Genomic DNA, 19,222 nt, shown 5'->3' with positions numbered 1-19,222 from the left:
AGCAGTATTTCATATACATCAATTCATGCCCGGCTTGGCAACGAAATCCGCAACCAGCCTCCCCGTCGGGCCGCACCGGATGAGAGGCTCGGCACACCGGCACTCTCCGAGAGGGACGCAACAGTGGCAGGGACGGGCAAGAGCGCCAGGACGGTCACCAACTGGGCGCGGACCATCAGCTACACCCCGCGGCAGCTCCACCGTCCGCGCACCGTCGACGCGCTCGCGGCGCTGGTGGGCAGGAGTGCGCGGGTGCGGGTGCTCGGCAGCGGGCACTCCTTCAACCGGATCGCCGACCCGGGTCCGGACGGCGTGCTGCTGTCCACCTCCGGTCTGCCGCGGGAGATCGACGTCGACACGGCGGCGCGCACGGTCCGGGTGCCGGGCTGGGCCCGCTACGCCGAACTGGCCCGCACGGTCCACGCGCACGGCCTCGCCCTGCCCAACATGGCCTCCCTGCCGCACATCTCGGTGGCCGGCTCGGTGGCGACCGGTACGCACGGTTCGGGTGTGGGCAACGCACCACTGGCGGCGGCGGTCCGGGAGCTGGAGGTGATCGTCGCGAGCGGCGACACCAGGACCATGGGCCGGGACAACGGGCGGTTCGACGGCGCCGTGACCTCCCTCGGCGCGCTGGGCGTCGTCACCGCGCTGACACTCGACCTGGAGCCGGCGTACGAGGTGGAGCAGCGGGTCTACACGGAACTCCCGCTGGAGGGACTGGACTTCGATGCCGTGGCGGCCTCGGGGTACAGCGTGAGCCTGTTCACGGACTGGCGGGAGCCGGGCTTCAGGCAGGTGTGGGTCAAGCGGCGCACGGACCGGCCGGCGGTGGACTTCCCGTGGGCGGCGCCCGCACGGGTGCCGCTGCACCCGGTGCCGGGCATGCCCGCGCGGAACTGCACCGAGCAGCTGGGGGTGCCGGGGCCGTGGCACGAGCGGCTGCCGCACTTCCGGGCGGAGTTCACGCCGAGCAGCGGGGAGGAGATCCAGTCGGAGTACCTGCTGCCGCGGTCGGCGGCGATGGACGCGCTGTATGCAATAGACGATATCCGGTCGACCGTATCCGGTGTATTGCAGACCTGCGAGGTGCGGACGGTCGCCGCCGACACCCAGTGGCTGAGCCCGGCCCACGGGCGGGATTCGGTCGCGCTGCACTTCACGTGGGTGCGGGACGAGGCGGCCGTCCTGCCCGTCGTGCGCCGACTGGAGGAGGCGTTGGAGCCGTTCGGTCCGCGGCCGCACTGGGGGAAGGTGTACGAGATGCCGTCGACGGTCGTTCGCCGACTGTATGCACGACTCCCCGACTTCCGCGCCCTGGCCCGCTCCCTGGATCCGGCCGGCACGTTCACCAACGCGTTCGTCCGGGAGCTGCTCGACGAATGACCTGCCGCACGAACACTTCCTCCACCCCCTTTCCTAACCCCTTGTCGAACGGCATCCACAGCCCATAGCCTGACGCCCGTGCCGGTGCCGCTGCCGCCCCGGCCTGGGCCGAGGTCTGGACGGGACGGGAGGGGCCGCCGCGTGAAGCGCACATCGCGTGACATCCGCACCGCGAACCGCTACGAGGTGCTGCGCCAGATCATCGCCGAGTCTCCCACGTCCCGACAGGAGTTGGCGGCCGCCACCGGGCTGAGCCTGGCCACCGTCGCCACACTGGTCGGCGAGTTGCTGGACCTGCGCATGATCACCGAGGTGGGTTTCGAGGACTCGGCGGGCGGCCGGCCCCGCGGGCTGGTGGCCGTCAACGCCTCGGGCGGCGCGCTGATCGGGGTGGACGTCGCGGAGACGTACGTCCATGTCGAGCTGTTCGACCTGGCGCTCGGCGTACTGGCCCGCGCCGACGAGGACATGCGGCCCGGCGACAGCCGTCCGGAGCAGGTGGTGGGCCATGTCGCCGCCGCCGTCGGCGCGGTGATGGCGCAGGCCGGGGTCGAGGCGGCCCGGGTGCTCGGGGTCGGGGTGAGCGTGCCGGGCCAGGTGGACCGGGACAGCGGTGTCGCCGAGTACGCGCCCAACTGGGACTGGCACGACGTGCCCTTGCTCGATCTGCTCGCCGAACACATCGCGTACCCGCTGTACTTGGACAACCCGCTGCGCGCCTGTGCGGTGGCGGAGCTGTGGTTCGGGGCCGCGCGCGGGCGCGGCGACACGGTGGTGGTCAATCTGGGCACGGGCGTCGGCGCCGGTCTGGCCCTCGGCGGCGGGCTGCACCGGGGGGTGAGCAACAGCGCCGGCGAGTGGGGTCACACCACGCTCGTGCTGGACGGCCGGCTGTGCCACTGCGGCAACCACGGCTGTGTCGAGACCTACGTCGGTGCGCCCGGCATCATGCAGAATCTGCGCGAACTGAGCCCGCGCTCCACGTTGTTGCACCCCGAGGACCAGACGGCCACGATCGACGCGCTGGCCCTCGCGGTCGCGGCGGGCGATCCGGTGGCGCTCGAGGTGGTCCGGGACACGGCCCGATACCTCGGGGCCGGCATCTCCGATCTGATCAATCTGCTCAACCCCGAGGTGGTCGTGCTCAGCAGCTGGGTCGCCGCCCGGCTGGGCGCGCCGCTGCTCGACGAGGTCCGCCGGGCCGTGGCCCGGCACGCGCTGCGCCGGCCGCTGGCCGCCACCGAGATCGTCCTGTCCCCGATCCCCACCGACCCGGTCTCCCTCGGCGCGGCCACGTTCGCGCTGGAGGGGGCCCTGCAGTCGGCCGGGCAGCGGCAGGGCACCGCCAAGAACACCGCCAGGAGCACCGTCCCGCGCACCACCCTCGCAAGGAGCCGTACCGCACCGCCTTCGTGACGACGGAAGGGATGCACGTGTCTCACCCCCGCAAGAGATCCCCGCTGCTCGCGGTCCCGGCCGCGCTGGCCTTGGGCGCCGCCCTCCTCACCTCCCCGCCCGCGAGCGCCACCACCGCCCCGGCCGCCGCCGAGGTCTCCCCGCACGCCGCCCAGACCATCGACGACATCGGCGCCTCGGGCGCCTGGTGGGTCGACGAGCTCACGCACTTCGACCCGAAGGTGCAGGCCAGGGTCGCCCGACTCCTCTTCTCCCCACAGGGGTTGGACCTCAGCGCGTACCGCTACAACATCGGTGGCGGCGGCACCGCGGTCACCACCCCGGCCCGCGCCGCCGAGGACTTCCTCAAGGCCGACGGCTCCTACGACTGGAGCAGGGACAAGGGCGGCCGGACGTTTTTGGCGTACGCCGCGGCGTACGGGGTCAGGGACCTGATCGGCTTCGTCAACAGCGCGCCCGCACGGTGGACGACCAACGGCAGAAGCTGCGGCGGGCAGTTGAAGGCCGGGAACGAGACCGACTTCGCGAAGTACGTCGCCGACGTGACCGGTCACTTCGCGCGCCAGGGCGTACGACTGGACTACATCAGCCCGTTCAACGAGCCGGACAACAGCTTCGCGGACTGCGGCCAGGAGGGCATGCCGGTCCCGGTGGACCAGCGCGACGACATCGTGCGCGCGCTCGGCGCCGAGCAGCGGGCCCGGCACCAGAAGACGTCGGTCATCGCGGACGAGTCCAGCAGGACGACGCAGTTCACGAGCGAAGTGCCGCAGTGGATCACCCGGCCGGGCACCGCCCCGTACGTCGCCAGGCTGGCCCATCACACGTACGACGACCCGGACGACGGCCGGCTCGGCAATGTCTACGAGACGTCGAGGTCGGTCGGCAAGACCTCCTGGGCCACCGAGATCTGCTGCTTCGGCAAGGGCACGACGGGCTGGACCCAGGAGTACGACCCGACGATCGACAACGCCCTGCTGATGTCGCGGATCATCTACAAGGACTTCGCGACCTCCCACGACTCGGCGTTCCAGTGGTGGGTGGCGCTGGCGAGCGGGTACGGCACCAGCCCGACCGCGAAGAACGACGAGGGCTGGAACGACGGCCTGGTCTACTACGACCCCGACTACGCGACGAACGGCAACCAGCAGCTGTACTTCACCAAGCGGTACTACGCGCTCGGCCAGTACAGCAGGTTTGTCCGGCCGGGCGCGGTCACGCACGACGTGACCGGGGCGCCGGACGGCGTGGAGGTGTCGTCGTACGACCGGGGCGGGCAGTGGGTGGTCGTGGTGAACAACCACAACACGACCGGCACCGCGCTGAACCTGCACTTCAACAGCGCGTTCCCGGTACGTGCGACGCAGGCGGTGCGGACCTCCGCGAGCGAGGACTGGGCGAGGGTCACGAAGCCCTCGGTGCGCGGCGGGACCATGTCCACGACGCCGGCGGCCCGTTCGATCACCACGTACGTCCTCGACCGGAAGGCAGGGGGCGGCCACGGCAGTTCGGCCGTCACCGGCGCCCTGGCCGGCCGGCAGTCCGGCAAGTGCCTGACCGCCGACGCCTCGGGGGCCGCGATCACCACGTGCACGGGCACCGCGGACCAGACCTGGTCGTACGACGCCGAGGGCACGCTGAAGGGCGCCAACGGCTGTCTGACGGCCGGCGGTTCGGGTCTGGCGGCGAGTGCCACGGCCACGCGTGACGGCACTCAGCGCTGGCTGTTGAACAGCGACGGGCAGATCGTGAACGAGGCGTCGGGCCGGTGTCTCGATGTCAGCGGGCAGGCCACCGCGGACGGCAGCGGAGTCATCCTCCACAGCTGCGACGGCGGCGCCGACGAGGCCTGGTCCCGGCGGTGATCCCCTCCTCCGGTCCGCCCTTGACCTGACCGAGGGCCGCCGGCCACACCCCTGACCCGGCGGCCCTCATCTCCCTTGCGCCGGCGCCCCGTTCGTGATTCCGAACTGAATGCAACTCTTCGAACGGACTTCGTCCAACCCCTTGCCGAAGCATTAGCCGAAGATTAGCGTCCCGCACCGAGCCGCCCGCCGTACTCGAAGGACAAGGACGTCAGCATGTCGGCACAGAGCAACAGCCGCTGGGACCGCCGTTCGCTACTCCGGGCCGCCGCCGGCCTGGCCGTCGCCGCCCCGCTCGCCGCGTGCGGCAGCAACAACGGGCGTGGGGGCGGCGGTTCGGGCAAGCAGCTGCAGCAGTACTTCCACGCCTACGGCGAGGCCGGCGTGGAGCAGGCCGTCAGGCGGTACGCGAAGGCCTACTCGAAGGCGGACGTGTCCACCCAGTGGATCACCGGCGCCGACTACGAGACCAAGCTCTTCGCCGCCCTGCTCACCGGGCAGGCGCCCGACGTCTTCGAGTTCCACCCGCAGATCCAGCTGGTCAAGAGCGGCCAGGTGGCGGACCTGACGGACATCATCGAGCCGGTCAAGGACGACTTCAACCCGGCCGACATCGCCTCGCACAGCTACGACGGCAAGATCTACGGCGTCCGCATGATCGACGACCCGCAGTTCCTCTTCTACCGCAAGTCGATGCTGCAGAAGGCGAACGTCGCGGTGCCGACCACCCTGGAGGAGCTGACCGAGGCCGCCGCCAAGCTCACCACCGCCAAGGTCAAGGGCCTCTTCCTCGGCAACGACCTGCACGCCGTCGAGGCACCCCTGATCTGGTCGGCCGGCGCCGAGACCCTCACCGCGAAGAACGAGATCGGCTACCACACCGACGGGGTCGTCCAGGGCCTGCGCCAGCTGCGCAAGCTGTTCACCAGCGGCAGCCTGCTGCTGGACGCCCCGGCCGACTTCTGGGACCCGTCCGCGATCAGCCAGGGGTTGTGCGCGATCCAGTTCTGCGGCATGTGGGCGATGCCCGTGATGCAGCAGGCGCTCGGCGACGACCTCGGCGTCCTGCCCTTCCCGAAGGTCGGCGGCAAGGGCAGGCCGTCGGTCTACAACGGCGGCTGGTCGATGTTCGTCAACGCCAAGGGCGGCGACGTGGACGCGGCCAAGGAGTACGTGAAGTGGCTGTGGATCGACCAGAACCAGTACCAGGAGGACTTCGCCACCTCCTACGGCTTCCACATCCCGCCGCGCACGTCGATCGCCGCCCGGGCCGGCAAACTCAGGTCGGGCCTGGCCGCAGAGGGCGTGAAGCTGTTCCACACCTACGGCCACTTCGACAACATCGGCTGGACGCAGGCCATGTGGAGCGCCTGGGACTCGGTCATCGCCGACTGCGTACGCAAGGGCGGTGACCCGGAGGCCGCCCTCGACAAGGCCGACCGGACGGTCGACCGCGAGCTGAAGAAGCTCTTCGGATAGACCGGCGGACGGACTGCGCCATGTCGACCACCACCACGCGCGGGATCGCCCGCCCCACCCCGGCCAGGACCTCCAAGGCCCGGCCGCGCCAGGGTCTCGGCGCGAACCGGACCCTCAACTTCTGGCTCTTCACCGGCCCGTTCCTCATCGGCCTGGTGATCTTCGTCTTCGTCCCCATCGCCTGGAGCGTCTGGCTCAGCTTCTACGACGCCCGCTTCACCGTCACCCCGAGCCACTTCGCCGGCCTCGACAACTACCGGCACATGCTGTCGAACAGCGACTTCACCGGGTCCCTGGTGACGTTCACCGTGTTCGCCGCGTTCATCGTGCCGACCACCTGGGCGCTCTCCCTCGGCCTCGCCCTGCTGGTGCACCGGCTGCACCGCCTGCGCGCCTTCTTCCGCTCGGTGTTCTTCCTGCCGACCGCGTGCAGCTACGTCGCCGCCGCGCTGATCTGGAAGATGTCGCTGTTCAACGGCGTCCGCTTCGGCCTGGCGAACACGGTCGTCGGCTGGTTCGGCGTCGACAACATCGCCTGGGTGTCCAACCCGAGCCCGCCCTGGTACTGGCTGGTCGTCGTGACCGTACGCCTGTGGCTGCAATCCGGTTTCTACATGATTCTCTTCCTCGCGGCCCTGCAGAACATCCCCGGCGAGCTGTACGAGGCCGCGGCCATCGACGGCGCCAGGCGCGGCTGGCAGACCTTCCGGTACATCACGCTGCCCCAGCTGCGCGCCACCTCCACCGCGGTGATCCTGCTGCTGCTCATCGCCGCGTACCAGGCCTTCGACGAGTTCTACAACCTCATCACCACCCGCGCGACCTGGGGTCAGACGCCCCTGATGGTCCTCTACAAGACCGCCCTCGGCGCCAGCCAGGACTACGGCTCCGGCAGCGCCGGCGCCGTCATCCTGACCCTGCTGATCTGTGCCGTCACCCTGTTCCAGGGCAGGATCATGGGCTTCGGACGGGGGGAGGAAGCCAAGTGACCACGTCCGTCCCCGAGGCCGGCGCGAAGAGCCGCCGTGCGCGGCGCGCCGGCGTCCTCGGCAACACCGGCCTCTACCTCGCCGTGAGCGTCGCCGCGGCGTTCTTCCTCGTCCCCTTCTATCTGATCGTCCGCAACGCCCTGTCGACGGACGCGGAGATCACGGGCGAGAACTGGAAGTTCTTCCCCACCCGTCTGCGGTGGGGCAACATCTCCGAGCTGTTCGACGACACGACGGTCGACTTCGCCCGGTCCCTGTGGAACTCGATGGCCGTCGCCGTCCTCATGACCGCCGGCATCCTGCTGATCTGCTCGCTCGCCGGCTACGGCCTGGCCCGCATCCCCTACAAGCACGCCGACAAGGTCTTCTACGCCGTCCTCGCCACCCTGATGGTGCCGACGGCTGTCACCTTCGTGCCCAGTTTCGTCCTGGTCTCGTCCCTCGGCTGGGTCGACAGCTACCGGGGGCTCATCGTCCCGGGCCTGTTCAGTGGTTTCACCTGCTTCCTGTTCCGGCAGTACTTCCTCGGGTTCCCGAAGGAGCTGGAGGAGGCGGCGCGGGTGGACGGGCTCGGCTACTGGGGCGCGTACTGGCGGGTCGTCGTCCCCAACTCGCTGAACTTCTTCGCGGCGATGGCGACCATCACCTTCATCAACGGCTGGAACTCCTTCCTGTGGCCGCTGGTCATCGGCCAGGACCCGAGCGCCTGGACGGTCCAGGTCGCCCTGTCGTCGTACATGACCAACCAGACCGTCAACTACCACCTGATCTTCATGGCCACCGCCGTGTCCATCCTGCCCCTGCTGCTCGTCTTCCTCTTCCTCCAGCGCTGGCTGGTGCAGGGGATCGCGCAGACCGGTATCAAGGGCTGAGCGAGGAGACCGATGTCTTTCCGTACCACCGCTGAAACCGCTTACGTCGAAAACGTCTCCCCGGGCTCCGGCGCCCTGCCGCCACGCGCCTGGTACGCCTCGTCCGACGCCACGTCCCTCTCCCTGAACGGGAGTTGGCGCTTCCGGCTGTCTCCGACGGCCGACGCCGAGGACGACTCCTTCGCCGCCGAGGGGTACGACGCCGGTGACTGGGCCGAGGTCTCGGTCCCAGGCCACTGGGTCCTCCAGGGCGGCGGTCTCCTCGGATCCCCGATCTACACCAACCACCTCTACCCCTTCCCGGTCGACCCGCCGCACGTGCCGACCGAGAACCCGACCGGCGACCATCTGCGGGTCTTCGACCTGCCGGCGGACTGGCCGGACCTCGCCGAGGGCGGCGCGGTGCTGCGCTTCGACGGAGTGGAGTCCTGCGCCCGGGTGTGGCTGAACGGCACGGAGATCGGCGCGTTCAAGGGCTCGCGACTGCCGCACGAGTTCGCGGTCGGCAGTCTGCTGAAGACTGTGGACAATGTACTGGCGGTCCGCGTCCACCAGTGGTCGGCCGGCTCGTACCTGGAGGACCAGGACCAGTGGTGGCTGCCGGGCATCTTCCGTGACGTCACCCTGCTGCACCGGCCGGCGGGCGCCGCCGCCGACTTCTTCGTCCACGCCTCCTACGACCGTCTCTCCGGCACCGGCACCCTGCGGGTCGACTCCGGCGTACCCGGCCGGGTCACCGTGCCGGACCTCGGCATCGACCTCGCGACCGGCGAGAGCGCGACCGTGCCGGTCGAGCCGTGGTCGGCGGAAGTCCCGCGGCTGTACACGGGCGAACTGGCCACCGGGGGCGAGCGGGTGCCGCTGCGCATCGGGTTCCGTACCGTCGAACTGTCCGACGGCCTGATCAAGGTCAACGGCAGGCGCGTCCTCTTCAAGGGCGTCAACCGGCACGAGTGGCACCCGGAGCGGGGCCGCGCCCTCGACCTGGACACCATGCGCGAGGACGTGCTGCTGATGAAGCGGCACAACATCAACGCCGTGCGCACCTCCCACTACCCGCCTCACCCGGCCTTCCTCGACCTGTGCGACGAGTACGGCCTGTGGGTGATCGACGAGTGCGACCTGGAGACCCACGGCTTCACCGAGCAGGGCTGGCGGGACAACCCCGTCGACGACGACCGCTGGACCCCGGCCCTGCTGGACCGCGCCTCCCGCATGGTCGAGCGGGACAAGAACCACCCCTCCGTCGTCATCTGGTCCCTCGGCAACGAGGCCGGCACCGGCCGCGGCCTGACCGCGATGGCCGAGTGGATCCACGGCCGGGACGCGTCGCGGCTGGTGCACTACGAGGGTGACGTCACCTGCCGTGACACGGACATGTACTCACGGATGTACGCCGGCCACGCCGAGGTCGAGCGGATCGGCCGGCACCTGGACGGCGGCACCCACAAGCGCCGTCAACTCCCCTTCATCCTCTGCGAGTACGCCCACGCCATGGGCAACGGCCCGGGCGGACTCGCGGACTATCAGCGGCTGTTCGAGACGCACGAGCGGCTCCAGGGCGCCTTCGTCTGGGAGTGGATCGACCACGGCATCACCCACCCGGAACTGGGCTACGCCTACGGCGGCGACTTCGGCGAGGAGCTGCACGACGGCAACTTCGTCTGCGACGGCCTGCTCTTCCCGGACCGGCAGCCCTCCCCCGGACTGGTCGAGTTCAAGAAGGTGATCGAACCGGTCGGCATCAGCGGCGCCGCCGGCGACGGCACGGTCCGGATCACCAACAAGCAGGACTTCGCCGGCCTGTCGGCGCTCGCGTTCTCGTGGTCGTACGAGGTCGAGGGGGAGCCGGTGGAGTCCGGCACGCTGACGGTGCCCGAGCTGGCGCCCGGCGAGTCCGCCGACGTGAAGCTGCCCGCACCGCCCGCCGCGGCGCCGACGGGCGAGGCCCACTGGACGCTCCGCGCGGTCCTCGCCACCGAGACCCCGTGGGCACCGAAGGGCCACGTCGTCGCCTGGGGACAGGTCCCGGCCTCGCCGCGCCGGGTGCCGTCGGTCGCGCCGACCGCCCGACCGGTGTCCGGCGCCGGGGTGATCACCCTCGGCCCCGGCACCTTCGACGCCCGCACCGGCGCCCTGACCGCGATCGGCGCCGTGCCGGTCACCGGTCCGCGGCTCGACGTGTGGCGGGCCACCACCGACAACGACGACGGCGCCGCCTGGCAGACCGACACACGCTACGGCCTGCTGTGGCGTCAACTGGGCCTGCACCGGATGCGGCACCGGCTGGACGCGGTGGAGGCCGGCGAGGACACGCTGACCGTGCGGACGCGGGTGGCGCCGGCCGCGGCGGAGGTGGGACTGTCGACGGTATACCGCTGGACGTCTGATGGAGACAGTCTTCGGTTGACTGTATGCACGACCCCCGAGGGCAACTGGACCGTCCCGCTGCCCCGGCTCGGCGTCCGCTTCGGCCTGTCGGCAGCCGACGAGGTGCGCTGGTTCGGCGGCGGGCCCGGTGAGGCGTATGCAGACAGCAGGATGGCGTCGACGGTCGGCCGTTGGCAGTCGACTGTGGACGGTATGCAGACGCCGTACGTCCGTCCGCAGGAGAACGGCGCCCGGATCGACGTCCGCTGGGCGGAGCTGGGCGGTCTGCGCATCGAGGGCGACCCGGAGTTCCTCCTCACCGCCCGCCGCTGGACCACCGAGCAACTGGACGCCGCCGCCCACCGCACGGACCTCACGCCGGGCGGCACCGTGTGGATCAACCTGGACCAAGCCCAGCACGGCATCGGCTCCCAGTCCTGCGGACCGGGCCCACTGCCGCAGTACCACCTGCGGGCCGAGCCGGCAGAGTTCTCCTTCGTGTTCTCGCCGGCCGACTGACCTGTTCGGCCGTCCGGCCGACCCGGCCCCGACATCCGCCACGGCCGGCCGGCGAGTACCGGCCGGTCGCGGCGGGTGTCGTGCGTGCCGCGGTCGGGCCCTGGACGGCTGGGACGACGTCCCGAGCTTCCTGCGCCTGTGGGGACGCTGCCCGCTGCCGTCGGCAGGTCAGGGGGCGTCTGCCCCACTCCGAACCTAGATACCCTAGGATTGAACCTAGGTATCCAAGGAGGAGGTGTCGGCTGATGGCGCGTGCGGGACTCAGCGTCGACCGGTTGATCGCGGCGGCGGCCGACCTCGCCGACGAGGCGGGCTTCGAGAACGTCACGCTGTCCGCGCTGGCCCGTCGCTTCGAGGTGAAGGACGCGAGCCTGTACTCGCACGTCAGGGGCCTTGCGGACCTGCGGACCCGGCTCGCGCTGCACGCGGGCGGCGAGCTGATCGAGCGGATCGCCTCAGCCGTCGCCGGCCGGGCGGGCAAGGACGCGCTGGCCGCCTTCGCGGGCGCCTACCGCGCCTACGCCCTGGAGCACCCCGGCCGGTACGCGGCCACCCAGATCCGCATCGACCAGTCCCTGATCGCCGACTCCCCCGCGATGCGCCGCACGGCCGAGATCACCTACGGGATGCTGCGCGCCTACGGCCTCGACGAACCCGACCTGACGGACGCCGTACGGCTGTTGCGCAGCACGTTCCACGGCTACTGCGCCCTGGAGTCCACGGGTGGCTTCGGCGCGGCCCGCGAGGTGCAGGCCTCCTGGGACAAGGCCGTCGAAGCCCTGCACCTCGCCCTCACACACTGGCCCCGGGAGACACCGGGAGACGAGGAACGATGACCGATTCCCTGCACCACGCTGTCACGGGCAGCGGTCCCGTCCTGCTGATCGTGCCGGGCGGGGCCGGGCACCCCATGGGGTTCGGACCGTTGACCGAGCGGCTGGCGCGGCGCTTCACCGTCGTGACGTACGACCCGCTGGGGCTCGCCCACGGGCGGCTCGGCCTGCCGGTGCCGGACCAGCGTCCGGCGGACTGGAGCGAGGGAGCGTACCGGCTGCTGCAAGCCGTGCTGCCGCAGGGCGAGCGGGCGTATGTGTTCGGGACCAGCTCGGGCGGGATCGCCGTACTCGAGCTGCTCGCCCGGCACCCGGAGCGGCTGGCGGGCGTGGTGGCGCACGAGCCGCCGTGCGTGACGGTGCTGCCGGACGGCGCGGAGCGGCGGGCCGAGTTGCTCGCGCAGTTCGACGGGGCCGGGCGGCCGCCCGCCGAGGGCGCGTCGGCGACCCCGATGGGCGTCTTCCTCGCGCATGTCCTGCACCCCTTCACCGCCCACGTCCCGCCCGTCCCGTCCGCCCCTGCCGCCGGGGTCCGTCTCACCCTCGCCGTCGGGGCCGCGTCACGCGGTCAACCCCTCTACCGTACCGGCGAGTTGCTCGCCGAACGGCTCGGCGGCTCCTTCGTCGAGTTCCCGGGCGGGCATCTCGGCACCCTCGATCACCCCGAGGAGTTCGCCGACCGCCTCACCGAGACGCTGCTGTCCGGCGCGCACACCTCGGCGTAGGACGGCGTCGTACCGCCCGGCACCCGCCCCGCCGCGATGTCGGCCACCGCGTCCAACGCCGCCCCCAGCGCCCGCCGGTAGAGGAACGAGCCGAGGCTGACCCGGGCGACGCCGAGGTCGGCGAGGCGGGCGACCGTGGGACCGGTGGGCGAGTAGAGGATGTTGAGCGGGACGTCGAGGTGCCGGACGAGGAGGTGGATACGGTCCGGATCGGTCAGCCCGGGCACGAACACCCCGTCGGCGCCTGCCTGTTGGTAAGCGTCGAGGCGGTGCAGGGTCTCCGTCCCGACGGTGCCGCCGGCGCCGTCACCGCCTCCGCCCGTCCAGTACGTGTCCGTACGGGCGTTGACGAACAGGCCGGGCACGGCGGCCTTCACCGCGGCGATCTTCGCGGCATGCCGGGCGGCCGGCCCGAGCCCGTCCTCCAGGTTGATGCCGACGACACCGACGGACCACAACTGACGGGCCAGTTCGGCGACTTCTGCGGGGTCGTCGGAGAATCCGTCCTCCGCGTCGACGGAGAGGAGATACGGTTCCGAGCCGAGTGTGAGGGCGAGCCCCAGGGTCTGGTCGCGGGTCGCGCCGCGGCCGTCGGGCAGTCCGGCCGCCGCCGCGACGGCCAGGCTGGTCGTACCGATCGCCGCGAACCCCCGGGCGGCGAGCGCGGCGGCCGAGGCGTGGTCCCAGGCATTGGGCAGCAGCAGCGGTTCGCCCGGGCGGAGGTGCAGCGCGGCGAACGAAGGCACGGTCGCGGTCATGGTGGGCTCTGCGGTCATACGGCCACGCTAGGCGCCGGACGCTTCGGCGCCCACCGAACGATGGGCGACACCCCCGGCACGACGTACGGCCCCCTCCCGTCACACAGGTCACGGGGCGCACAGGTCACGGGGCGCACAGGTCGCGGGGTGCGCCGGAAACCACTCCGGCAACCTCTGAGCCGCCTGCGGCAACCCCTGGGCATGACCCGAGCACCACGCACCACAGGTCACCGTCGCGTCCGCACGGCCCGCGGGCCCGTGATCGGCAGCGGCACCGAGACGTCCGCCTTCCCCTGCTACCCGTGGAAGGACGTCAACAGCGGCCTGATCGTGTACTTCAAGCTGACCGCCGCGCAGGCGGCTGCCGCGCGCACGCTGAGAATCGGTGTGACGACGGCGTACGCCAACGGCCGGCCGCAGGTCACGGTCAACGACTGGACGTCGTCGATCCCCTCCCCGCCCCCGCAGCCGGGCACCCGGTCCCTGACGGTGGGTTCGTACCGGGGCAGCAACTGCACGTTCACCTACAGCGCGGGCGCAGCGATCGACGCGATCGATCTGCTGGCCTGGCCGCGCCGAGCCGGATCCACCGATCCGAGCTACTGATTCTCCGTCAGGTTCCGTGTCCACTGCTGGTTCGCACCGCCGTTGCAGGTGTAGGTGATCAGGGCGGCGGAGTCGGCGGTGGACGCGCCGGACACGTCCAGGCACTCGCCGGTCATGCGTGCCTTGATGTTCACGTACGAACCCGCGGTGGCGACCGACCACTGCTGGGCGGTGGCACCGGTGCAGTTCTCCTGCGTGACGTTGCCGGCGTTCTCCTGAAGGCACAGTGAACTGCCGCGGCCGAGCAGGGAGTAGTAACCGTTACCGAGGTTCTTGAACCACCATTTCTGGTTGGTGCCGCCGTTGCAGGTGTACTGACTCACGGCGACGCCCTGCCACAGGGACCGGTTCGGCACGTCGGCGCACTTGGAGCTGTGCCGGGCGATGAGTGTGTCGTAGGTGGCGCCGGTACCGGTGACCGTGCCGGCGGCGGTGTCGACGGTGATCTCCGGGGACCAGGACATCGACATCGACGTGGCGGCCGGGAAGGTCAGCGGCAGCCAGACGTACCGGGAGTCGTCGACCGTGCCGCCGAAGGAGTTGCCCCAGCGGTCACCCATGTACAGGTAGGACGTGCCCGAACTCCCTTGTACGGAAAGGACGTAGGCGGTCTGCGAGCCGTACGCGGTGGAGTCGCCGACGTCGGTCCAGGAGGTCCAGGGGCCGGCGAGGGAGGTGGCGGTGGCGTACTGCTGCTGGTTGGGACTCCAGCCCGTGGCGCCCGACGTCAGCATGAAGTAGACACCGTTCCGCCTGAACAGGGCCGGGGCCTCGCGGTGGCCGCCGGGCCAGGGGTTGGCGACCAGGCCGGCGACGCCGGTGTAGTCGGCGGTCAGCTTGTAGATGTTCAGGTCGTAGTTGTTGTTCGCGGAGGAGACCAGGTAGGCGGTGCCGTCGGTGTCGACGAACGTGGTCATGTCCCGGGACTGGTACTGGCCGAGCGGCTGGAAGCTGCCCTGGTACGCGTAGCCGCCGTCGACGGTGGAGGACACGGCGACGGCGGTGCGGGCCTGGGTGTAGTCGACACCGTTCTCCTTGTGCATCCACATCACGTAGGTGCCGGTGGACGCGTTGTACACGACCTTCGGCCGCTCGATGTACGCGGTGGACAACTCGGCGGCCGAGGACCGGGTGAGGACGTGGGCGCGGAACTCCCAGTTCTTCAGGTCGGTGGAACGGTAGGCGTCGACGGAGCGGAAGGTGTTGTCACTGTTCCTGTCCTCGCCGAACCAGTAGTAGTACGAGCCGACCTTGATGACTCCGCCGCCGTGGGCGTGCACGGGGTTGCCCGAAGTGTCCGTGAACTGCGTGCCGTTGGTGATCGCCTGCGGTGCGGCCTGCGCGGGTCCGGCCGCCGCCAGTGCCGCGGCGACGGCGCAGCACAGGGCGAGCAGGAGGGCGTACACACGTCTCATCTCACACACACTCCTTCACGGTGTCGGCGCCGGGCACGCCGACGTCCGGGGTGCCGTCGGGTCTCCAGCCGAGCTTCTGGACCCGGGTGTGCCGGTTGGGGTCGTGCAGGGGTTCGCCGGTGATGTCCTTGTGCGGGCGGGCATGGTGGACCAGTCGAACTCCGCGGTGGGCCGGTGGACTTGACGCCCGGTGAGGGTCCAGGGAGTGACCGTCCGCGGGATCCACGGCGCGGTGTTGTCGTCCATGCCGGGCTCGTGCTGTGCCCGGACCAGGTAGCGGGTGCCGCGGCGCTTGAAGGTGGCGGCGTCGGGGGAGAACGTCTCCCAGGCGGTGCGGATCCGGCCCCGCTCGACCCAAGTCCTGGTGAACGGATCCTGGTCGGCGTTCTCCAGCACCCGGATCCGGAGCGTCCACACCTCCTCGGTGGGGCCGAGGCGAGGTAGATGTACCACGTGCCGCCGGTGCGGTGCAGCTCGGGCGCCCAGATGTGTGCGCTCATCGGGCCGGTGGTGCGGGCCCGCCAGATCACGAACCGGCGGCGGTGGCGAGCCCGTTCAGGGTGCGGGAGCGGCGCAGGATGACGCGGTCGCACACGGGGACGGCGGCCGTGCAGTAGTAGTGGCCGTCGGTGTGCCGGGTGATGTGCGGGTCGGCGCCTCGGCGGACCAGGGGGTTCATGGAGGGGGCCGCCTTCCCGGTGGCTTGGGCGGGGGTGGCATGGGCCGAGCCGGTCGGGGTGCCGGTCGCGGTGCCGGTTGGCAGTGGCGGACGTGCTCGGGGCCGGCGCGGCGCCCTTCAGCATCAGTCTGCGGCCGGGGAGTTCGGGCCGGGCGTGGTCGCGGCTCATGCGGACTGCCTCCGTACACGCTGTCTGAGATTTCGTACATCGTCTGCGGTCCCGGACGCCGAAACGGTAAGGGTGGACTCCTGCACGGTCAATGGGTACGGCACGGGGAACGGAAAGCCCTTTCATCGGGTGGGTGGGCGGCGGCAGCGGGGCGGCGGTGGAGACCGCCCGAGCTGTGCGGGTTCACGAACGGTCGCGGCTGCCCTTTGCGGTGTTCGGCGTGGCGCGATGTGTGGGGTGTGTGTCGTTGACGTCGTCGGTGTCGGATCACAGGGTGGAGGGGTGAAGCAGCGCCGTATCGTTTTCGTCGTCTTCGAGGGTTTCCAGCCTCTGGATCTCTTCGGCCCGCACGAGGTGTTCCAGCACGCCCACCGGCTCACCGGCGGATACTCCTGCCGGATCACGGCACCGCTGCCCGGCCCGGTGCGGTCCGGCAGCGGTGTTCCGGTGCACGCCCCCTACGGGGTGGCCGATCTGGACCCTGCCGGAATCGACACACTGGTGGTGGCCGGCGGCGACGGAGTCGACCGGGCCCGGCACGATCCGGCGCTGACACGCTGGATCGCCACCGCGGGAGCCACCGCCCGGCGCGTCACCGCGGTGTGCAGCGGGGTGTTCCTGCTGGCCGCCGCCGGACTGCTTCACGGGCGGCGGGTGACCACGCACTGGGCGCGCGAGGAGCAGCTCGTCCGGGAGCATCCCGAACTGGTCGTCGACTGCGATCCGATCTTCCTCAGGGACGGGCGGGTGTGGACGTCGGCCGGGGTGACGGCGGGCATGGACCTGGCACTCGCTCTGGTGGAGAACGACGTGGGCCACAAGGTCGCCCACGCCGTCGCGCAGGAGATGGTGCTGTTCCTGCGCCGCCCGGGCAGCCAGTCGCAGTTCAGCGTGGCGCTGTGGTCCGCGCAGCCGGCCAGCGACCCCGTCCGCGCCGTGGTCACGGCGATCCACCGCGGTCCCGGTGCCCGGCACGGCATCGACGATCTCGCCGCGCACGCCGGTCTGAGCCCCCGTCATCTCCAGCGCAGGTTCACCGCCGAGCTCGGCATCCCGCCCGCGACGTACGTCGAGGGCGTACGCATCGAGGCCGCCAAACGGGCGCTCGCCGAGAGCTCCCACCCCGTCAAGACCATCGCGCGCCGGTACGGCTTCGGCACCGCGGAGACGCTGCGCCGCGCCTTCCACCGGCATCTGAGTGTCGCCCCGTCCGACTACCGCGACCGATTCCGGTCCACCGAGGAGTACCGATGACCACCTACGGGATACTGATCTTCGACGGAGCGGAGGAGCTGGACTTCACCGGGCCGTGGGAGGTGTTCACCGCCTCCTCGATGCTGCGCGGACACACCGACACCGTGCTCCTCATCGCCGAACACCCCGGCGCCGTCCGCTGCAACAAGGGCATGCGGGTCCTGCCGGACCACACCCTGGACGACCACCCTCCGCTGGACGTACTGCTGGTCCCGGGCGGCAACGGAACCCGCCACGAAGTGTCCAACCCCAAGCTCATCGACTGGATCCGCACCACCGCCGCCGACGCCGCGTGGACCACCAGCGTGTGCACCGGGGCCCTGCTGCTGCACGAGGCAGGCCCGGCCCGCGGCCGAAAGGTCGCAACCCACCACCAGTTCGAGGACACCCTGCAGGCCCGCGGCGACATCACCGTCGTCCGCGACGCCCGCTACGTCATCGACGGGAACCTCGTCACCAGCCAGGGCGTCTCAGCCGGAATCGACATGGCCCTGTGGCTCGTCGGCCGCCTCCACGGCCGCGACCACGCCCGCGCCGTACGCCGGTACATCCAGTACGAACCCGCCCCGCCCTACCTCGCCGACGAACCGGTGGTCGCCGTCTGACAGCCTGGTGAGCGCCGTCGCCCAGAACCGTGTGGTCCACGTGCTGGGCGACCTGTTCGCACACTGCACACAAGGCCGGCACTCGCAGGGTTTCCTGGGGGCGCAGAGCCGATCGAGAAGTACTCGAGAAGCACTCACGTGCTGGACGCGGCTGCCCGGCCCGGCTCCGTTTCGACTAGCGTCATGTCATGACCAGCAGCAACACCTCCCTCAGTCTCGCCGGTGCCCTCGCCGACGGGACGGTCGTGCTCGACGGCGGCATGTCCAACCAGCTGGAGTCGGCCGGGCACGACCTGAGCGACGAGTTGTGGTCGGCGCGGCTGCTGGCGGAGCGGCCGGACGCGGTGACCGAAGCGCACCTCGCCTACTTCCTGGCGGGCGCGGACGTCGCGATCACCGCCAGCTACCAGGCCACCTTCGAGGGTTTCGCCCGGCGCGGCACCGGCCACCACGAGGCGGCGCGGCTCCTCGCACGGAGCGTGGACCTGGCCCGTACGGCCGCCCGGCGGGCGGGGGACGCGGGCGTCGCACGGCCGCTGTGGGTGGCGGCCTCGGTCGGGCCGTACGGGGCGATGCTCGCGGACGGGGCCGAGTACCGCGGCCGGTACGGGCTGAGCGTGGCCGAGCTGGAGCGCTTTCACCGGCCGCGCATGGAGGCGCTGGCCGGCGCCGGGCCGGACGTCTTCGCGCTGGAGACGGTTCCCGACGCCGACGAGGGCGCCGCGCTGCTCCGGGCGGTGCGCGGGCTGGGCGTACCGGCCTGGCTCTCGTATACGGTCGACGGTATGCACACGCGTGCCGGGCAGCCCCTGGAGGAGGCGTTCGCCCTGGCCGCGGAGGCGGAGGAGGTGATCGCGGTAGGCGTGAACTGCTGCGCCCCGCAAGACGTCGAGCCCGCGACGGAGATCGCCGCCCGGGTCACCGGCAAGCCGGTCGTGGTCTACCCCAACAGCGGGGAGACCTGGGACGCGGAGGCGCGAGCCTGGACGGGACGGTCGAGGTTCGCCACCGAGCAGGTGAAGGCGTGGCGGGACGCGGGTGCGCGGCTCATCGGGGGGTGCTGCCGGGTGGGGCCGGAGGCGATCGCGTCGATCCGGCAGGCGTTGGCTGCGGTCTGACGGTCACGGCGTCTGGCGGTCACGCCGCCTGACGGTCACCGTCTGGCGGTCTGGAGACCTGGCGGCCCGCCCGCGCGTCGGGGTGACCATCGACGACTGTAGACAATCCACTGGCGACCGCCGACCGTAGACGGTAGACGGTAGACCGTCGATCGCAGATCGCA

The 19,222-nt window shown here is 71.0% G+C and carries 16 protein-coding genes and 1 pseudogene; 13 read left to right on the top strand and 4 right to left on the bottom strand.

The annotated features are described in order from the left end of the window. Positions 1–123: 123 nt before the first annotated feature. The 9 genes from BIV25_RS19185 (at position 124) to BIV25_RS19145 (ending at position 12,454) form a co-directional block, all read left to right on the top strand. Entirely contained in the window at positions 124–1,386 is a 1,263-nt protein-coding gene (locus tag BIV25_RS19185; protein ID WP_071373567.1) for a D-arabinono-1,4-lactone oxidase, read from the top strand. Positions 1,387–1,527: 141 nt separating this feature from the next. Continuing rightward, the gene (locus BIV25_RS19180) at positions 1,528–2,802 is read left to right on the top strand and encodes an ROK family transcriptional regulator (RefSeq protein WP_071373566.1); all 1,275 of its coding nucleotides are present in this window, start codon (positions 1,528–1,530) and stop codon (positions 2,800–2,802) included. An 11-nt stretch (positions 2,803–2,813) separates the two neighbouring features. Next, positions 2,814–4,667 carry a glycoside hydrolase gene (locus BIV25_RS19175; RefSeq protein WP_071373565.1) on the top strand — a complete coding sequence of 618 codons (1,854 nt, stop codon included), beginning with the start codon at positions 2,814–2,816 and terminating at the stop codon, positions 4,665–4,667. 216 nt (positions 4,668–4,883) lie between these two features. Next, positions 4,884–6,146: an ABC transporter substrate-binding protein gene (locus BIV25_RS19170; protein ID WP_071373564.1), complete on the top strand. Its 1,263-nt coding sequence runs from the start codon at positions 4,884–4,886 to the stop codon at positions 6,144–6,146. A gap of 20 nt (positions 6,147–6,166) precedes the next feature. Further along, positions 6,167–7,135 carry a carbohydrate ABC transporter permease gene (locus BIV25_RS19165; protein WP_071373563.1) on the top strand — a complete coding sequence of 323 codons (969 nt, stop codon included), beginning with the start codon at positions 6,167–6,169 and terminating at the stop codon, positions 7,133–7,135. After that, positions 7,132–8,007, top strand: a complete 876-nt coding sequence (locus tag BIV25_RS19160; protein WP_071373562.1) for a carbohydrate ABC transporter permease — start codon at positions 7,132–7,134, stop codon at positions 8,005–8,007. Before BIV25_RS19165 ends, BIV25_RS19160 begins: the two co-directional genes overlap by 4 nt. Before the next feature lie 12 nt (positions 8,008–8,019). Further along, complete coding sequence (locus tag BIV25_RS19155) at positions 8,020–10,896, top strand: glycoside hydrolase family 2 TIM barrel-domain containing protein (RefSeq protein ID WP_071373561.1); 2,877 nt, start codon at positions 8,020–8,022, stop codon at positions 10,894–10,896. Between the two features lie 245 nt (positions 10,897–11,141). Beyond that, positions 11,142–11,732 carry a TetR/AcrR family transcriptional regulator gene (locus BIV25_RS19150; RefSeq protein ID WP_071373560.1) on the top strand — a complete coding sequence of 197 codons (591 nt, stop codon included), beginning with the start codon at positions 11,142–11,144 and terminating at the stop codon, positions 11,730–11,732. Then, positions 11,729–12,454, top strand: coding sequence for an alpha/beta fold hydrolase (locus tag BIV25_RS19145; protein ID WP_071373559.1), 726 nt, complete (start codon positions 11,729–11,731; stop codon positions 12,452–12,454). The genes BIV25_RS19150 and BIV25_RS19145 overlap by 4 nt, the downstream gene beginning before the upstream one ends. On the opposite strand, the gene BIV25_RS19140 is transcribed toward BIV25_RS19145, so the two are convergent. After that, on the bottom strand, positions 12,388–13,230 hold the full coding sequence (locus BIV25_RS19140) for an isocitrate lyase/phosphoenolpyruvate mutase family protein (protein WP_071373558.1): 843 nt from the start codon (positions 13,228–13,230) through the stop codon (positions 12,388–12,390). The two genes, BIV25_RS19145 and BIV25_RS19140, sit on opposite strands and share 67 nt — an antisense overlap. A gap of 240 nt (positions 13,231–13,470) precedes the next feature. On the opposite strand from BIV25_RS19140, the pseudogene BIV25_RS19135 reads away from it, so the two are divergent. After that, positions 13,471–13,818 (top strand): annotated as a pseudogene (locus tag BIV25_RS19135) (polysaccharide lyase family protein); the annotation flags it as partial. Here BIV25_RS19135 and BIV25_RS19130 read toward each other — a convergent pair. The 3 genes from BIV25_RS19130 to BIV25_RS54390 all read right to left on the bottom strand — a co-directional run bounded on the left by BIV25_RS19130 (position 13,812) and on the right by BIV25_RS54390 (position 15,912). Next, positions 13,812–15,233, bottom strand: a complete 1,422-nt coding sequence (locus BIV25_RS19130; protein ID WP_071373556.1) for an RICIN domain-containing protein — start codon at positions 15,231–15,233, stop codon at positions 13,812–13,814. The pseudogene BIV25_RS19135 and the gene BIV25_RS19130 sit on opposite strands and share 7 nt — an antisense overlap. Positions 15,234–15,248: 15 nt before the next feature. Beyond that, positions 15,249–15,686: a hypothetical protein gene (locus BIV25_RS54395; protein WP_371273038.1), complete on the bottom strand. Its 438-nt coding sequence runs from the start codon at positions 15,684–15,686 to the stop codon at positions 15,249–15,251. 73 nt (positions 15,687–15,759) lie between these two features. Beyond that, positions 15,760–15,912, bottom strand: a complete 153-nt coding sequence (locus tag BIV25_RS54390) for a hypothetical protein (protein WP_371273037.1) — start codon at positions 15,910–15,912, stop codon at positions 15,760–15,762. Positions 15,913–16,363: 451 nt separating this feature from the next. On the opposite strand from BIV25_RS54390, the gene BIV25_RS19120 reads away from it, so the two are divergent. The 3 genes from BIV25_RS19120 (at position 16,364) to mmuM (ending at position 19,058) form a co-directional block, all read left to right on the top strand. After that, positions 16,364–17,335: a GlxA family transcriptional regulator gene (locus BIV25_RS19120; RefSeq protein WP_071373555.1), complete on the top strand. Its 972-nt coding sequence runs from the start codon at positions 16,364–16,366 to the stop codon at positions 17,333–17,335. After that, positions 17,332–17,940 (top strand): DJ-1/PfpI family protein, encoded by a 609-nt coding sequence (locus BIV25_RS19115; protein WP_071373554.1) that lies wholly within the window; start codon positions 17,332–17,334, stop codon positions 17,938–17,940. The genes BIV25_RS19120 and BIV25_RS19115 overlap by 4 nt, the downstream gene beginning before the upstream one ends. Before the next feature lie 188 nt (positions 17,941–18,128). Continuing rightward, a complete protein-coding gene (gene mmuM, locus BIV25_RS19110; RefSeq protein WP_071373553.1) occupies positions 18,129–19,058 on the top strand; it encodes a homocysteine S-methyltransferase in 930 nt (309 codons plus the stop codon). The last annotated feature ends 164 nt before the right edge of the window (positions 19,059–19,222 follow it).

Source organism: Streptomyces sp. MUSC 14, from assembly GCF_001866675.1.
Taxonomy (GTDB): domain Bacteria; phylum Actinomycetota; class Actinomycetes; order Streptomycetales; family Streptomycetaceae; genus Streptomyces.
The sequence above is the reverse complement of the archived record's forward strand: the minus strand, read 5'-3'. Positions and strand labels throughout refer to the sequence as shown.

Coding starts and splice junctions, on each gene's coding strand:
- BIV25_RS19175 (WP_071373565.1), top strand. CDS start 2,814: ATGCACGTGTCTCACCCCCGCAAGAGATCCCCGCTGCTCGCGGTCCCG.
- BIV25_RS19170 (WP_071373564.1), top strand. CDS start 4,884: ATGTCGGCACAGAGCAACAGCCGCTGGGACCGCCGTTCGCTACTCCGG.
- BIV25_RS19165 (WP_071373563.1), top strand. CDS start 6,167: ATGTCGACCACCACCACGCGCGGGATCGCCCGCCCCACCCCGGCCAGG.
- BIV25_RS19155 (WP_071373561.1), top strand. CDS start 8,020: ATGTCTTTCCGTACCACCGCTGAAACCGCTTACGTCGAAAACGTCTCC.
- BIV25_RS19150 (WP_071373560.1), top strand. CDS start 11,142: ATGGCGCGTGCGGGACTCAGCGTCGACCGGTTGATCGCGGCGGCGGCC.
- BIV25_RS19145 (WP_071373559.1), top strand. CDS start 11,729: ATGACCGATTCCCTGCACCACGCTGTCACGGGCAGCGGTCCCGTCCTG.
- BIV25_RS19140 (WP_071373558.1), bottom strand. CDS start 13,230: ATGACCGCAGAGCCCACCATGACCGCGACCGTGCCTTCGTTCGCCGCG.
- BIV25_RS19130 (WP_071373556.1), bottom strand. CDS start 15,233: ATGAGACGTGTGTACGCCCTCCTGCTCGCCCTGTGCTGCGCCGTCGCC.
- BIV25_RS54390 (WP_371273037.1), bottom strand. CDS start 15,912: ATGAACCCCCTGGTCCGCCGAGGCGCCGACCCGCACATCACCCGGCAC.
- BIV25_RS19115 (WP_071373554.1), top strand. CDS start 17,332: ATGACCACCTACGGGATACTGATCTTCGACGGAGCGGAGGAGCTGGAC.
- mmuM (WP_071373553.1), top strand. CDS start 18,129: ATGACCAGCAGCAACACCTCCCTCAGTCTCGCCGGTGCCCTCGCCGAC.